Source organism: Acetivibrio cellulolyticus CD2, assembly GCF_000179595.2.
In the GTDB taxonomy this organism is placed as follows: domain Bacteria; phylum Bacillota; class Clostridia; order Acetivibrionales; family Acetivibrionaceae; genus Acetivibrio; species Acetivibrio cellulolyticus.
On record NZ_JH556658.1, the window covers coordinates 76,043 to 92,382 of the forward strand.

Below are 16,340 nucleotides of genomic sequence, written 5' to 3' on the forward strand. Positions count from 1 at the left end.
AATTTTACAAAATACCCCTAGAGAGGGATTTGAAATGGATTATATCCATAAGTTACCATTTATTTTGGGAGCTTCAATGGCAGTTATAATTGGAGTGGTAAGTAATAAAACAGGTGTTGAATCAAAAATAATCTACATAAGAATGTCTGTAGGTTTGATTGCCTTTTTTGTTTTGGGTTTATATATAAGAAGCATTATTTGTAAAATTGATGAAGAAATAAGAAAAAGAAAGGAAGAAGAATTAAGACAGAAGGAAGAGTTGGAAAATGCCCAGATAGGTGATGGACAAAATCATACAGTTGATTACAGGGTTGATGACAATAATTTCGAACTTGATTTAAATATGGGTAAAGATGAAAAACTTTATGATGAAGAGTTTACACCATTAAGTGTCAACAGCGTTACAATAAACAAGGATGTTAAGGATAGCGGTCGGTAAGATGATATTACTTATTTAGCTGTTAGGACAATGTAGTATATGGATTGATAAATATAAAAATATACTGGCAATGGGGGATTTTAAATGTCGACATCTACTATCAAACAACAAGAAATGTGGCGTCAATACAGTGATACAAAGGATCCTGCTATTAAAGAAAAGTTAATAATTGAATACTCGCACATTATTAAATATGTGGCTGGAAGGCTAAGCATATATTTTGGATCAAATGTTGAGTATGATGACCTTATCGGTTATGGTGTTTTTGGACTGATTGATGCGATTAACAAGTTTGATATTAACAAGGGTGTTAAGTTTGAGACCTATGCCTCATTAAGAATAAGAGGAGCAATAATTGATAGCATTAGAGAACTTGATTGGGTACCAAGATCGTTAAGACAAAAGAACAAGGAACTTGAACGGGTTTATACTGAAGTGGAAAATGAGTTGGGACATTCAGCAACAGACCAGGAAGTAGCTCAAAAACTTGGAGTTTCAGTGGATGAATTTTATAAACTATTGAATGAAGTAAATCTGTCCTCATTAATATCACTCGAAGAATTTTTGGAGCAGAATTATGAGGCTGGTGTTAATATAGCCGGAGGTTGTAAGGAAGATAGACCCGAAGGGTATATGGAAATTACAGAGCTTAGGGAAATATTAGTGGATGCTATTGGTAAGCTTCCAGAAAAAGAGAAGACAGTTGTTTCTTTTTATTACTTTGAAGATTTGACTTTAAAGGAGATTAGTGAGATAATGAAAGTGTCTGAATCAAGAATATCTCAATTGCACACCAAGGCGATTCTAAGACTTCGAGGAAAATTAGCACGTCACAGAACTATTCTAGCTGAGTAGGTAATTTTACTTTATTTTTATAAATATAACTTAAAACTGAAGAAAAGGGGGGAAGTCTGTATGATGGATAATACTGGCGGTTCGTCTTCCAATAAGCTTAATGAAGGGTTTTATGAGTTGGAATATAGAGAAAATGGTATATATCTTATTGTTCACCCTTCTATAGGAAGAGGGAAAAGAGTCGAATCCAGAGATATAGTTGATAGACTGACTCGAAAAAAGGTAAAGAATTTTAAAAAAGAAATTATTGATCTCGCCTGCCAAAAAGCTGATAGAATGCCGCTATGTATAGCTGAACCCCAAGAAGAAGTAAAAATTGATGCCCAGGTAAGTGTAACAGTTTCCGCGGATAAGATGAAGGCGGCAATTGTAATAAGTCCTCCTGACGGAGGTAGAGCGGTTAATATTCAAGATGTTATAGAAGCCTTGAATAAAAATGGCGTATGTTATGGTATAAACAAGACAAACCTGGAAAACGTAATAAAATACCCCGTTTACGATGAAACTATCGTTATGGCTGAAGGTACAATGCCAATAAACGGCCAGAGTGGAAAAGTCCATTTTTATTTTGACACAAATAAGGATAGAAAGCCAACTATATTGGAAGACGGAAGAGTTGATTTCAGGGATTTGAACATTATTGAAAGCGTAGAGCACGGAAAAGTATTATGTTCACTTATTCCTCCTCTTGCGGGAGTGGCTGGAAAAACGGTAGTAGGTACTGATATACCTGCTTTAGACGGCAAGCCTGCGAAGCTTCCAAGAGGAAGAAATGTTGAAATAACTGAGGATGAACAGAGCCTGATTGCATTAATTGATGGTCAGGTAAATTATATTGATGGAAAAGTAAATGTTTTTTCAAATTATGAAATACCTGCTGATGTTGACAACTCAACCGGCAACGTAAATTTTATCGGCAATGTTATTGTAAGGGGTAATGTACTTTCAGGTTTCACGATTGAAGCTGGTGGTACAGTTGAAGTATGGGGTGTGGTTGAGGGTGCAACAATTATAGCAGGTGGAGACATAATTTTAAGAAGAGGAATGCAGGGAATTGGAAAAGGCGTTCTCATAAGTGGTGGAGACATAATTGCAAAATATATAGAAAACAGCACTATTGAAGCTAAAGGAGAAATTAAGTCTGAAGCTATAATGCACAGCAATATAAAATGCGGAAACAAGCTTGAGTTATCCGGTAAGAAAGGACTTCTTATCGGAGGTGTTTGCAAGGTTGGCAAGGAGATAATTGCAAAAGTTATTGGGTCATATATGGCTACGGTTACAGAAATTGAAGTTGGTGTTGACCCGTCATTAAAAGAGCGGTATAAACAAATAAGAGATGAAATAGTATCAATAGAAGAGGATGTAAAGAAGGCTGATCAGGCAATTACCATTTTAAAGAAGATTGAGGCTACAGGTAATTTGACTCCTGAAAAGCAGGAAATTATGGCAAAGAGTGTAAGGACTAAGGTTTACTTTTCAAATAAAATCAATGAACTAAAACAGGAAATTGCCATTATAGAGCAAAGACTTCAGGAAGAAGCGCACGGAAAAGTAAGGGCGCATAACTTCATATATCCCGGAACTAGAATTTCAATCGGCACCTGTATGATGTATGTAAAGGAAAATCTGCAATATTGCACTATATACAGGGATGGGGCGGATGTAAAAGTTGGACCAATTGATAAGGCATAGCTTTGGTTTTATGGTGAAAGGATGATATAACATGTCCATTAAACCTATTGACTTTCAAGTACAAATCCCAAAGACTAATGAAGTGTCTAAAATTCATAGTGAAGATCAGCATAAAAATGATGCTATTCAACAGCAGCAAACTAATTTGAATCAGCACAAAGCAGAAGATAGTATCAACCTGGTACATTCACGTGATAATACTCAGAAATCAAAAATCAATGAAAAGAAAGATAAAAATTCAAAAGAAAAGAAGGAAAAAGGAAATAAAAAGAGAAATTATAATAACGACAGTTCATTGGAAGAAGAGCAAACCAGTATAATTGATATCAAGCTTTAAGAAACAATTGGAAGGTATATTTTTTGATTTATAAGTTATCTTATTAACCTACGAAGGATAAATTTAAGGAGTGTTCTTATGACAGGCTTTTATACAAGTATAATGTTCATAGGTATAATTCTTATAGTTGTATCTCTTATTTGGATTGCCTTTGACAGAAAGAAATCGTTTGATACTGAACTTCGGATTGACGAGAAAAAGGCAGAGCTGATCAGAATAATAAGGGATGCAGAGATGATGGTTGAAGAGCTAAATAAGTTTTCAGATTATGTAGTAACCCAGATTGGAGAAAAGAACAGCGAGATGACTGCAAATTTTAAGGAAGCAGACGGTTTGATAGAAACTATGAGGATAGAGACTAGCTGTTTCTATGAAAGCTTAAAATTACAGAATGAGGTGGCTGGAAATAGTTATTCTGTTGGTGTAAAGCATAGAGTTGTAGACAATAGCTTAAGTAAAAAGAGTGATCAGGTGCCGGTAAATTTTGAAGAGACTAATGTACCTGTCGGAAAAAGTTTAAAGAGTACTTCACATACAAAAGTAAAGGATAAGGTAATACCTATAAACAGCAAACATAATGAAGTTATTTCGCTTGCGCAAAAAGGTTTGAACGAAACAGAAATAGCGCGAAAGTTAAATATGGGTAAAGGTGAGATTCAACTTATTCTTGGCGTTAATCGATAGCAAAAAGCTACACAGTATTTTTTTCTAAAAGCGCATAGGCGCTTTTTTGTGGTTAGGAGGGAGTATTATGCAGAATTTTCATGTAAAAAGTATTTTGCTTGGAATTGGTATAGGGATTGTTTTAACTGCTTTTATAAGTATAATTTATTCGGCCGGAAATAAGCAGCAAATGAGTAAGGAAGAAATAATTGAAAGAGCAAAGCAGTATGGTATGGTTTTTAGCGAAGAACTCATAGTTGATGCAGCAGATCAAAGCAAGGAAAATAAAGAAGAGAAGGATAAAAGCAACACAGTTGGAAATGATGCTTCAAAGGATGAACAGAAAGCAGCACCTGAGACAAAAGAAACCAATGCCCCCAAGGGAACTGTTGGGCAAGTAAAGTCCGAAGGGAATAGTTCATCCGGTACAGAGACAGTAAAAAATTCAGAAACAGAAACTGCCAACAATCATATTAACGAGGATGTTGTTGTTAGCATCCTGCCTGGTTATACATCTGAAATTGTTGCCCAAAGGCTTCTTGAGTTAGGTCTCATTAATGATGCCGATGGTTTTGTCAATGATCTTATAGCAATGAATCTTGAAGGTGATATTCAAGTCGGTGATTTTAAAATAAAAAAGGGAAGCACTAATGCTTCTATTGCAAGGGTAGTTACTATGACTCAGGGCTAGAGAGTATCGTAAAGTGTTTGGTTAATGGGTCTTTATTAGAAATTTGTAAATATGGGGCAGTGTCAAGATGGGGGAAAACCCCATTTGACACTGTCCTTAATTTTATAGGTATAAACTAGCAGAAGAATAAATGGGAAATATTTGATGTTTGAGCAGAACCAATGCTATACTGTAAACAAATTTTCTATTACAAGAGGAGAGGAAAGATGAGACAAAAGTTGATAATAGTGATTTTAATGGCATTTATACTTTGCGGCTGTAGTATTGCTCAAGCTGAGATTAATCCTAAAATTGAAGTGAGTTCATATTCAGAGCAAATAATAGAGCTTAAGCAGACATATAATCTGGATATAAACTGCGATTCAAGCGATATAGAGTTGTACACATGGAATAACAGTGATATAAAGTTCGAAATAACCAAGAGAGTTCGGGGCGCGTATAAAAAGGAAGTACTTTCAAAAAGACTTGAAGATTTTGAGGTGGAAATTAAAAATGAGAATAATTCTGTATTCTTAAAAAGCCGCTGTAATGGAGGAAATAAAAATGCTCTCGACAGGAGTGTAGATTTAAAGATATATGTGCCTAAAGTAATAGAGACTATGAACTATAAAGTTGATGCCGGAAACATCAAGTTTTTTGATGATATACAGGGAGTTTTAAAGGCGGAGCTTAATAATACCAACTTAGAAATAAATAGGTTTGATGGTGTTTTGAATGTTACTGGTAATATGGGAAATGTGAAGGTTTTAAGTGGTAAAATAAGTGGATGCTCCAAAATTGAAAAGTATAATGGAAATATAAGTATAAAATCAGAATTTGATGAAAATGGAGAATACATTTTTAATACAAGCAAGGGACATATAGATATATATGCTCCTTCCAATACAAAATTGGGTTTTGAAACAGTGGGAGAGTTGGAAATAAACGAATTTGATGATGCTGAGAATTTTGGCCGTACCAGGAGCAGTGAAGTAAAGCTAAATGACAAGCCGGTAAAAGTTCGCGTTAATAGCGAAATGGGCAGAATTGCGATAAGAAAATATTAACTATGCTTTTCCTTTTTTTTATGCTAAAATAGAATATAAGAAATATAAACCATGGTAATGGAATTTTTAATATGTTGGCATTTTTCAATGCCACTTTTATTGTTTTCAAACATCTTATAAAAAGAGGAAATTTACTCATGAGGAAAAGAACATTAGTTTTTTTTATTATCTTTTTTATTATGTTGGGGTCTATTGGATTACTATATGTTTTGAACAACAGGAGTTTACAAACTGTTGTTGTAGATAACGAAGATGATATACCTGGTGCTTCAGTCAGCACATCTGCTTATTCAGCACAGTCCAATGAAAGCATTAAAATTAAACCAACAGTTCAACCTACAAGTCAGACTTCAACGGAACCCTTAAAAATTGTAGCAGTGGGTGATATTTTGCTTGGCAGGGGTGTAGAGACAAAGCTTAAGAAGTCTAATAAAGATTATAGTTATCCTTTTCTTGAAGTAGCCGATATTCTAAAAAAAGGGAGTGTCGTATTTGCCAACCTTGAAGAGCCTATAACGTCAAGGACACGTTCACTTGTCGGAATCAAGCAGGGGGGAAAATTCGTATTAAAAAACCAGGTCGAAGCAATTAAAGGACTTGAGTATGCAGGCTTTAATTTGTTTAGTCTTGCAAATAATCACATATTGGATTATTACGAAGAAGGTTTGTATGATACTCAGGCAATTTTAAAGGAACATGGAATGGCTTACAGCGGAGCAGGTAAAAATATTGATGAGGCAAGGAAGCCTGCAATTATTGAGAAGAACGGCATCAAGATAGGACTTCTTTCATATACCGACATGGCTGAAGTAACTTATAAGGGGAATCCGCCGCTTATGTTTATTGCAGGTGAAAAAAAAGCTGGTGTTGCGAAAAGACCAATAAAGTTTGATGATTCAATAAAAAGTGATGTTGAAAAATTACGAAAAGAAGTTGACATAGTAATGGTATCTCTACACTGGGGAAATGAAGAAAACTTTGGGGTATGGGATAGCCAAAAGGAATTTGCACATAATCTTATGGATAGCGGAGTGGATGTTATATTAGGTCACCATCCGCACCAATTTCAAGGGATTGAAATGTATAAGGGCAAACCGATATTTTATAGCCTGGGCAATTTCATTTTTGACCAGAATGATCCTGAAAACCAGGAATCATTTATTATAAACATGGAGTTTAAGGATAAAAAGTTGGTTGGCTTGGAAGGAATTCCAGTAAGGACTATTGACAAGATGCAGGTTGTGCCCCAAAAAGGTGGAAATGCAAAGAATATTTTAGATAGAGAAGTAGCTTTATGCAAGGAATTAAATACAAAGTGTGAAATTAAGGAGGACAAGCTGATTTTTGATTTGAGTTCCGGAGTACGATAGGGGGTAATAAAAAGGAGGTCTGTATTGGTGAAAATAATCAAGTGTTTATTTTGTAGTAATCCTACAAAGGTAGATAGGATTAACATCAAGAAAAAGATCAATGGCAAGATTGTTACGTTGACAAACGCTCCTGTTTTTTATTGCGCGAACTGTAAGGAAACTTTTATTTCAAAGGAAGCCCAGGATGTATTAATTGAAATACGTGAAAAACGTCTTGATGAAAAAAAGATTCTATTTAACTTTGATGAAATGGCAAAAGCTAAATAAAAGAAATTGTCAGGTAATAAATTATAATAAGAATAGCAAAAATTTTGAGATGAATAATGCGTTTCAGGTGAAGACCTTCACCCGAAACGCATTATTCATCTATAACGCTAAGTTCAATTTTAGTTTTTTCAGCTACTATAGCTTTTGGTTTTGGAATTGACTTCTTTTTAACCTCTAATGAGTTAAATACGCTTAAATCCAACCTATCAAAAGTTTTGGAAAAGATTTGAGCGGTATACCTGGCGTCGGCAAGTGCTCTATGAAAGCTTTCACCGACGTCAATTTCAAGTACATTAATGGCATTTTCAAGGCTGTATCTTTGGCCTGCTGGAACTTCGTATATTGATGATACCTGCTTTTGAAGATCAATATTTTTTTTGAGCCAGCTGGTCGTGATCTTGTTGTTCTTACAGTTTACCAGCAAATGGTGAACATCATCATGTCCCCAACTGATCAATATGGAATTGTCTCCAATCCACTTGCGGAAACTTGAAATTATTTCCTTGAAACTTTCAGCGTTATTAACATCTTCCTGTGTGATCTTGGTTTTCCTTTTTACTACAGGAAATAATTTTTTAAAATAGTGTGGCTTTATGAAAGCCTGAAATGTATCAATTTCTTTTAAATCACTATCTAATTTGATAGCTCCAATTTCAATAATTTCATTAGGAAGCTTGCTTTTAAACGGTTTGCTGTTAAGTTCAAGGTCGTATATTATATAATTCATTATTCTCTCTTCTTTCTATATAGTTATATTCTATGGATTTATTCATTATTTCATGCAATTAAAAGTAATACTCAAACTATACCACATAATACGAAAAAATGGGAGAGAATTAATAAATTTATACTTGTGAAAATACAATGGTTACTGTATTCCCATTTTTCTATTTAGGAGTTTGTTTTGTCAGGTTTGGAATATTTGTTAGAAATATACATCATGAGTTTTGTGGATGCATAGAAGATGATCAAAACAACAAAAACACCAGCAAGCCCTATACCTGATATTTTTAGACCATTATATACATTTTTTAAATTTATGCTAATGGTTGATATATACCATATAAACAAAGCTACTAAAGCAATGCCAACAATTATACCTGCAACAGTAAGTACAGTTTTCTTTGAATTATTTGAATTCATATTACTTCACCTCAATTAAAAGAATGTGGGTACTAAAGCTAAAAGCATTCCTCCTGCCACAACAGAGCCAAGCTGGCCGGATACATTTGCACTAATAGACTGCATAATTATAAAGTTGGTTGGATCCTCTTTTGTAGCCATTTTCTGAATTACCCTTGCAGACATCGGAAATGCAGAAATTCCGGCAGCACCAATCATTGGATTAACCTTGTTCTTTAAGAACAAATTGAGGAATTTTGCAAAGAGAACTCCACCTGCGGTATCAAATATAAATGCAACAAGACCTAAGAGAAGTATGAATAGAGTGTCTTTCCTTAAGAAGGCTTCAGCAGTCATTGTTGAACCGATTGTAACCCCAAGAAGTATTGTAACAAGATTAGCTAACTCGTTTTGTGCGGCTTGTGATAGTCTCTCCAAAACACCACATTCTCTAATCAAGTTTCCGAACATTAATAGACCTACGAGAGAAACACTTGCCGGAGCAACAATACCAGCAATTACTGTTATTACGATAGGGAAAAGGATTTTTACTACTTTTGGAACATTAACCTGTTTGTAATCCATTCGTATAAGTCTCTCTTTTTTTGTGGTTAATAGCTTTATAACAGGGGGCTGTATAATAGGAACGAGGGACATATACGAATAAGCAGCAACAGTAATAGCACCTACTAGAGCCGGGTTTTCCGTTATAAATCTTTTTGCTACAAAGATAGCGGTTGGACCATCAGCGGCACCTATAATACCTATTGAAGCTGCTTCGCCTAAATCAAAACCAAGTAGAAGTGCTATCATCATTGTAGCGAATATACCAAATTGTGCGGCAGCACCGAAAAACAACATAAATGGATTTTGCAGTAAAGGTCCAAAATCAATCATTGCACCTACTGCAACAAAGATAAGTACAGGAAATAGATCATTCAAAATACCGTTATTATAGAGGAAAGTCAATACACCTTCATCTCCGATAGCGGCTGAAAATGGTATATTTGCCAGTATTGCCCCAAAGCCTATTGGTAGAAGAAGTGTAGGTTCGTACTCTTTAGAGATGGCAAGATAAATCAGGATTCCAGCGATAGCAAACATAATCAGGTTCATTGGAGTAAAATTGGTAATACCTTTTAGTAGTTCTTGCACAAGAGAGCCCTCCTTTAGTTTATAAAGTTTTTCCAACTACAGTATATTTTTTTTATGAGTTTATTTCAAGTATTTTAGTACATTATATTAAATTATTATGGTATTATTTTATATAAAAAATGCAAATGCTTTATTTGGCGTGTTGGTGGTAGTATTAGGATTTTTTATATCTTATTGAATATTGATTTGTTGCAAAATATGTTGGTATCTACATAGAATGATTTAGGAATATTTTTATCTTCCAATATTCGGGGAGGTGTTGGTGTGTACAACGAAATTAGAAGAAAAGAACTGATTGACATTTTAATTAGTCCTAGCAGGGGTAATATTTCCGAAGTTTTGGAAGATGTTCATCCTGAAGATTTGCTTGACGCCATTAGGCAGTATGAAGGGGATAGATCATTACTATTTGAAAAGCTGCCCGAGGATATGCTGGCATCGATTATTGATCAGGCTCACGATGATGAAAAGGCAGAACTTCTTGAACTTTTCCCAGATCCGATAAAGGCAAAGGTAATAAGAGAGATGTCTTCTGATGAGCTCGTAGATTTGCTTGGAACGGTTACGCCGGAGGAAGCTGATGAATTGCTTGTCAGGATTGACGATGATGAAGCCGGGATAATTAAACAACTATTAAGCTATGACCCTCATACTGCCGGTGGTATAATGGCAACGGAGTTCATTGCAATAAAAGAAAACATGACTATTGGCGAAACATTAAAATATTTGCAGGATGAAGCGCCTGAAGCAGAAACTGCATATTATGTGTACGTTCTTGATGAAATTGGAAAGCTTAAGGGGGTAGTTTCATTAAGGGATATTGTAATCAGTAATTTTGATGTGATTGTGTCACAAATAGTTAATGAAAATGTAATTAGAGTAACCGTTGATATGGATCAGGAAGAAGTAGGTCATATCTTTGAAAAGTACGGATTTCTTACAATTCCTGTTGTTGATGAAATGGAAAAGATGATTGGAATAATCACTGTTGACGATATTATTAAGATTGTAAGAGATGAAGATACGGAAGATATTTATAGATTGGCAGGTATAAGTGAAGGGGAGAAGATACAGGGCGCTATTGCGGATTCTGTGAAGAGAAGGCTACCATGGCTGTTTGTAAATCTTTTAACGGCACTTCTGGCTTCTCTGACAGTGAGCTTGTTTGAAGGTACAATACAAAAAATTGTTGCCCTTGCATCATTTATGCCTATAGTAGCAGGAATGGGAGGTAATACAGGAACGCAAACCCTTACAATTATTGTGCGTTCAATCGCTTTGGGTGAGCTTACCTATGAAAATGCAAAGAGGGTACTGTTTAAAGAGATTGGAGTTGGTGTAGTTACAGGAGTATCCATTGGACTTGCGGCAGCTTTTTTGGGCTTTATCATTGAAGCAAGCGTAGTTTTTGGTGTGGTTCTCGGTACTGCGATGCTTCTCAACATGATAGCAGCAACATTTGCGGGATATTTGGTTCCAATGATACTAAAAAAGATAGGTGTAGACCCGGCTTTGGCATCATCAGTTTTTGTTACAACAGTAACTGATGTTATGGGATTTACATTTTTCCTGGGTTTGGCTACGATATTTTCTAAATATTTTTAATGGTGTTAGGGCTTTTAACCAACGGCTTTCGGTTTTATTACTCTTAACTATTATGTTTGTTCTCTTGACAATTTATAGCTCGGTATAATAAAATACAATTGTTAAAAGCTTGTAATTACAAATTTTTTATATTGGTAAATAGTATTTAGTTTTGTAGCCTAAAAGGTAACGAGACTTTTAATATAACGAATTAATGAGTTATGTTATAAGCCTTTTTTTGTGTCTATATACATAACTAGAAACCAAAGGTTTGAAAGGATGGGGATAAGAACTTACTTTATTTATGGGGATGATGTCCCAAAAATTAGTGGGATTGCATTGGAAATGTTGGTGAAATCGAAAAATAGAAAGGATTGAATTATGTCTACTAAAAAAGCATTAATATGGGTTCTGGTTTGGATGGGACTTGCTGGAATATTTAATTTAGGTGTGTATTTTTATATGGGACCTCAGAAAGCACTTGAGTTCCTCGGTGGGTACGTTATTGAGCAAAGCTTGAGCATTGACAACCTGTTTTTGTTTATTCTGGTGTTTTCTAGCTTTGGTATAAAGCCTCAACATCAAAGGCGAGTTTTAAATTATGGAATAGCGGGAGCTGTTATTCTAAGACTGATATTTGTTTTGTTGGGAATAAAAATTGTTAGTATGTTTCATTGGGTACTGTACATATTTGGATTTGTTTTAATAATAAGCGGCATTAAAATGATGATTAATAAAGAGGAAAATCCCGATTTTGAAAACAACAAAATAATAAAAGTGCTTGGTAAGATTATTCCTATTACTGACAAATTAGAGGGAGAGAAATTCTTTGTAAGAAAGAATAAAATTTTATATGCAACACCTCTATTTGCAATTCTTATTTTGATAGAGTTTACAGATATAATATTCGCAATAGACTCAATACCTGCAATCTTCTCCATTACCCTTGATCCTCGTATTGTCTACACATCAAATATATTTGCTATACTGGGGTTAAGGAATATGTATTTTGTGCTTGGTAAATTGCATGAAAAGTTCGAATATGTAAAATACGGTGTTGCTTTGATTCTTGCGTTTACAGGTGTAAAACTTTTAGTTGAGTTTTTTGAAATTCACATACCTATTGGCTGGTCACTTGGTATAATATTTACAGTTATGATAGGTAGTGTTATTGCATCAGTATTATTTACGAGTAAATCGCACCAAGAACAGGGGAAAGAAAAGAAAATTGCATAAATCATAATAAATAATAGCTAAAGTTGTAATAAAAAGTAAAGTCCTTGATTTCAAGGACTTTACTTTTTATCTGAGTAATTCTAGCGAGCAAATGTCCAAAAATAGAGTGGTACTAAAAGACCAGAGATTTTATTTGGTGCTTAACTATAGCAGAACAGTCGTAAATGTACTATAATTCAAGTGTATAAGTGTTTGAATTGTAGATTTTAGGCAACTAATAAGAATTAAATTTTATTTAATGAATAAAGTATTAATAAATGATAATGATCATATAATTTTAGGAAAAAAGTGTGGGGGAAAAAACATGAATAAGCCATTAATTATAGCGCATAGAGGAGCATCAGCATATGCACCGGAAAATACTTTAAGCTCTTTCAAAAAAGCAGTTCAATTAGGTGCAGATGGTATTGAACTTGATGTCCAACTTTCAAGGGATGGCCATGTTGTAGTAATACATGATACATATGTCAATAGAACAAGCAATGGAAATGGAAGGGTAAGGTCCCTAACTTTAAAGCAACTCAAAGCATTGGATTTTGGAAGCTGGTTTTCAGATGAGTTTAAAAATGAGCCTATCTGCACACTGGAAGAGGTTTTTAGTTATTTAAAGGGTTGGAATGGATTGATAAATGTTGAAATTAAAAGGGAATGGCTGCAATTTACATCGATTGAGAAAAAAGTTGCCGAGCTTATAAAGAAATTTGATAGACAAACTAAGACTATTGTGTCATCCTTCAGCGTATTTTCATTGGCAAAAATAAAAAGAATAAACAAAGATATAAAAACAGGTATTTTATATTCCTCGTCTGCAAAAAAGCCCATAACACACGCTATGAGGATTAAAGCAGATGCAATTCATCCATGGTATCAAAATGTTACGAAGGATATGAAAAAGGATGCTTCTCAAAATAATATAAAAATAAATACATATACAGTTGATAATCCAGATGCAATTAAAAAGCTGGCAGATATAGGAGTAGACGGTATTATAACGAATGTTCCGGATATTGCTCTCAAAGTAGTTAAAAAAGTATAAATATAGAGCTCATAATGATCTTAACTCCGGCTGATATAAATCTCTGACAACCCTATGACAATCTTTCGACTGCCATAAAGCTTTACAAGACTTATATCAACCTTTGCTCAACTATCAGAAATCTCTTAGAAACCTGCTGCAATCTTTCGACTGCAACAAACCTCCAGCATAGTAAATTACTTCACAGGGACTACCAAACCAGTTGGTAGGCTAATGCAGTAATGTTAATGCCTGCGAAACCCCTGATAATCTTAGCTCGAATATTATATATCCCTTTCGACCATACTGCAATAACCTTAGTTACTACAATATAGCCTTACAGAACATATAATGCTCTGCCCGCCGGCTAATACCAAGCCTTAGCGCCAAACTAAAGGGCGAAACCTGATATTAACCTTTGGCCGACTGTTATAAAGCCTTAGTTTGACCTTATAACAATCTTGACTCGATCATCATGAACCCTACGCTATTATTATGATCCGGATTAAAAATAAAATTCGAGGAAATGCATGGAAAATTAATTGATCCTCAAAAATGAGGATTTTAAAATTATAAAGTAAAAGTTCACATAAAGTTCATATAAGTGTGCTATTTTAAAATTACGATAAACTTTGCATGAAAAGGACTGGTCTGAAATAGGCTGGTCTTTTTCTCATTAACTCTATTTTCAATGAAAAGAAAAACCATCGAAATCTACTGATTTCAATGGTCTTTTCTTTTCAAGTTTGGTGCGCCATCGGGGATTCGAACCCAGGGCCCACTGATTAAGAGGAATATGTATTAATGCGTTGAAAGTCGCTTTCTGTAAGGTTTCAGAGTGGTGAAACAGGAAAATACTACAATAATACTACAATTGAATGTTTGTTCATATATTCGTTTGAGATAAAACCAGATATAAGATTCTTACCAGTAAGGATTTTATATGTGGTTTTAATCAAGGTTAATTGCAAAAAATTAACCCTATTTTCAATTTTTTATACAAGGTAATATAAATCTATTACTAATCCTTAAAAACTCTTTAATTGTGTTTTAATTAACTTTATGCACTTTTCAAGTATAAATAGTTAATTAGTAATATAAATATGTGTATACAATAGAAGGTAATTATATATATTTGTAGAAGTATTTATTTGGAATAAGCTAACTAATTTGTGAGGTGAAATAAATGAATTCCAGAATATGTCCAAATTGTGGAGAACAAAATGTATCATCTGTTTTGTATTGTAGTACTTGTGGAACATCGTTAAAAGACCCTGAAGTAGATAATCCTATTAATGAAAAAGAGAGAGATTGTGAAAAAAGATTATCTGTAAAGAAAAAGATTGGAATAGGGATTGTTGTAAGTGTTTTATTAATTACTATTATTTGTATTGTTCAAGCAAACACTATTAATCAAGTAAAGACTTTATATAATCAAGGTAAGTATTATGAGGCACAAGAAAAAGCAGGTGGTGTTTTTATTACTAATGATATAAAAGATATAAACGATAAATTAGAGGTATTAGGTTATGCATCTTTTTATTTAAACTCTGGAAGAGAGGCTGAATTTACAACAGACGATAGAAAATCCATATATGCAAGTAATCTCTTTACGGCATTAGAAAAATGTATTGGTTATTTTGAACAGGCAACAGCAACTGGTTGTTATAATGAACTAAATAAAATAAAGCAAGAATCATTAAGAATATTATTAAAATCGGGTTATTCAGAAACAGATATTAAAGACAATTTGAAATGGAAAATAGAACATGACAAGTACGCTTTTTATCCATTATCTTTTGATAATCGTGATGAGGTAGATAAACAAATCGACCAATTATTTACGAAAACATTAAAAGATGAAGCTAAAAAAATAGAAAATGACTTAAACCCTCTTAGAATAGAAAAAGCATCGATGACAACAGAAGGTGATTATACATATTATACAGGTTCAATTAAAAACTATAGTGATAATATTTACAAGTTTGTTCAAGTTAGAGTTGTTTATATGGATATAAACAAAGAGGTATTAACAACAGATACAAGTTATGCAGTAGGATCAGAAGGTATAAGACCTAATGAAAATGTGCAGTTTGAAGTAATGACTAAAGTTCGTGGTGATGTTAAATATGGTAATATTGAGATAATGGACTATAATAGAAGATGTAATTCAATGGATGGTTGAAACCCAATTAGGCAGAAGAAACCTCTCACCACTTCAAAGAGTACAAATTGCTGAGAAGTATAGACCTGTGTTTAAGAAGAAAGCTGAAGAAAAACAATTAAGTAGTTTAAAACAAAATTCTACCGTTTTGCCGAAATCAGACCAAACGGATGAAAAAATTCACACTCGTGATGAACTTGCAAAAATAGCAAAAGTTGGTCATGATACTTATGGCAAGGCTAAGAAAATTATTGACTTGGATACTAACAATATAAAGATGATAGATACACAACTTGGTAGACGTAATATTACATTAGAACAAAAATCATATCTTCGTGGATTACAGTATGAAAGAGAAAAGAAAAAACAAGGAGAACATAAAGGTAATCAATATTCTCAAATGGAAAAAGGAGAAAATACCCACTTTCCAACTACATCAGAAAGATTAGCAGAACAACATAAAGTCAATGAACGTACCATTCGTGAAGATGCTAGATATGCTAAGGCTGTAGATAAAATAGCTGATACACTTATTCATAAACTAACAATATAAAAATCATAATGAGACTAGATTTAAGATCCTAGATTTCAAGCCTTTGATATCAATGGTTTTAAATGTGGTTTTATTTTTGTAGACTTTACATTCTACGAAAGATTAAAGATTTTCGTAAAAGGAGTTAAATTTCTTCGTCATATATTTT

17 protein-coding genes are annotated in these 16,340 nt (G+C 33.8%); 14 read left to right on the forward strand and 3 right to left on the reverse strand.

The annotated features are described in order from the left end of the window. The first annotated feature begins 34 nt into the window (after positions 1 to 34). The 9 genes from ACECE_RS0216180 to ACECE_RS0216220 all read left to right on the forward strand — a co-directional run bounded on the left by ACECE_RS0216180 (position 35) and on the right by ACECE_RS0216220 (position 7,363). Positions 35 to 439, forward strand: a complete 405-nt coding sequence (locus ACECE_RS0216180; protein WP_010249140.1) for a hypothetical protein — start codon at positions 35 to 37, stop codon at positions 437 to 439. A gap of 84 nt (positions 440 to 523) precedes the next feature. Continuing rightward, positions 524 to 1,294 carry a FliA/WhiG family RNA polymerase sigma factor gene (locus ACECE_RS0216185; protein ID WP_010249141.1) on the forward strand — a complete coding sequence of 257 codons (771 nt, stop codon included), beginning with the start codon at positions 524 to 526 and terminating at the stop codon, positions 1,292 to 1,294. Positions 1,295 to 1,354: 60 nt separating this feature from the next. Further along, positions 1,355 to 2,989 (forward strand): DUF342 domain-containing protein, encoded by a 1,635-nt coding sequence (locus ACECE_RS0216190; protein WP_010249142.1) that lies wholly within the window; start codon positions 1,355 to 1,357, stop codon positions 2,987 to 2,989. 31 nt (positions 2,990 to 3,020) lie between these two features. Continuing rightward, positions 3,021 to 3,326 carry a hypothetical protein gene (locus tag ACECE_RS0216195; RefSeq protein ID WP_010249143.1) on the forward strand — a complete coding sequence of 102 codons (306 nt, stop codon included), beginning with the start codon at positions 3,021 to 3,023 and terminating at the stop codon, positions 3,324 to 3,326. 78 nt (positions 3,327 to 3,404) lie between these two features. Then, positions 3,405 to 4,010: a DUF6115 domain-containing protein gene (locus tag ACECE_RS0216200; RefSeq protein ID WP_010249144.1), complete on the forward strand. Its 606-nt coding sequence runs from the start codon at positions 3,405 to 3,407 to the stop codon at positions 4,008 to 4,010. A gap of 67 nt (positions 4,011 to 4,077) precedes the next feature. After that, the gene (locus tag ACECE_RS0216205) at positions 4,078 to 4,680 is read left to right on the forward strand and encodes a hypothetical protein (RefSeq protein WP_010249145.1); all 603 of its coding nucleotides are present in this window, start codon (positions 4,078 to 4,080) and stop codon (positions 4,678 to 4,680) included. Positions 4,681 to 4,886: 206 nt separating this feature from the next. Continuing rightward, positions 4,887 to 5,726: a DUF4097 family beta strand repeat-containing protein gene (locus ACECE_RS0216210; protein ID WP_010249146.1), complete on the forward strand. Its 840-nt coding sequence runs from the start codon at positions 4,887 to 4,889 to the stop codon at positions 5,724 to 5,726. A 209-nt stretch (positions 5,727 to 5,935) separates the two neighbouring features. Continuing rightward, a complete protein-coding gene (locus tag ACECE_RS0216215) occupies positions 5,936 to 7,096 on the forward strand; it encodes a CapA family protein (protein WP_456049026.1) in 1,161 nt (386 codons plus the stop codon). Between the two features lie 27 nt (positions 7,097 to 7,123). Beyond that, positions 7,124 to 7,363 (forward strand): YgiT-type zinc finger protein, encoded by a 240-nt coding sequence (locus ACECE_RS0216220; RefSeq protein ID WP_010249148.1) that lies wholly within the window; start codon positions 7,124 to 7,126, stop codon positions 7,361 to 7,363. A gap of 91 nt (positions 7,364 to 7,454) precedes the next feature. Here the strand turns inward: ACECE_RS0216220 and ACECE_RS0216225 are convergent, their stop codons facing one another. From ACECE_RS0216225 to ACECE_RS0216235, 3 genes are all read right to left on the reverse strand, one after another. Beyond that, a complete protein-coding gene (locus ACECE_RS0216225; protein WP_010249149.1) occupies positions 7,455 to 8,090 on the reverse strand; it encodes a 3'-5' exonuclease in 636 nt (211 codons plus the stop codon). Between the two features lie 164 nt (positions 8,091 to 8,254). Next, positions 8,255 to 8,506 carry an OadG family protein gene (locus ACECE_RS30685; protein WP_010249150.1) on the reverse strand — a complete coding sequence of 84 codons (252 nt, stop codon included), beginning with the start codon at positions 8,504 to 8,506 and terminating at the stop codon, positions 8,255 to 8,257. Between the two features lie 15 nt (positions 8,507 to 8,521). Beyond that, complete coding sequence (locus tag ACECE_RS0216235; RefSeq protein WP_010249152.1) at positions 8,522 to 9,640, reverse strand: sodium ion-translocating decarboxylase subunit beta; 1,119 nt, start codon at positions 9,638 to 9,640, stop codon at positions 8,522 to 8,524. Positions 9,641 to 9,904: 264 nt separating this feature from the next. On the opposite strand from ACECE_RS0216235, the gene mgtE reads away from it, so the two are divergent. The 5 genes from mgtE (at position 9,905) to ACECE_RS0216260 (ending at position 16,192) form a co-directional block, all read left to right on the forward strand. After that, positions 9,905 to 11,245 (forward strand): magnesium transporter, encoded by a 1,341-nt coding sequence (mgtE, locus tag ACECE_RS0216240; RefSeq protein WP_010249154.1) that lies wholly within the window; start codon positions 9,905 to 9,907, stop codon positions 11,243 to 11,245. 360 nt (positions 11,246 to 11,605) lie between these two features. Continuing rightward, positions 11,606 to 12,460 (forward strand): TerC family protein, encoded by an 855-nt coding sequence (locus tag ACECE_RS27800; protein WP_010249157.1) that lies wholly within the window; start codon positions 11,606 to 11,608, stop codon positions 12,458 to 12,460. Positions 12,461 to 12,764: 304 nt separating this feature from the next. Next, positions 12,765 to 13,496, forward strand: a complete 732-nt coding sequence (locus ACECE_RS0216250) for a glycerophosphodiester phosphodiesterase (protein ID WP_010249160.1) — start codon at positions 12,765 to 12,767, stop codon at positions 13,494 to 13,496. A gap of 1,165 nt (positions 13,497 to 14,661) precedes the next feature. Beyond that, positions 14,662 to 15,660: a zinc ribbon domain-containing protein gene (locus ACECE_RS0216255; RefSeq protein ID WP_010249161.1), complete on the forward strand. Its 999-nt coding sequence runs from the start codon at positions 14,662 to 14,664 to the stop codon at positions 15,658 to 15,660. Next, entirely contained in the window at positions 15,653 to 16,192 is a 540-nt protein-coding gene (locus ACECE_RS0216260) for a hypothetical protein (protein ID WP_010249163.1), read from the forward strand. Before ACECE_RS0216255 ends, ACECE_RS0216260 begins: the two co-directional genes overlap by 8 nt. The last annotated feature ends 148 nt before the right edge of the window (positions 16,193 to 16,340 follow it).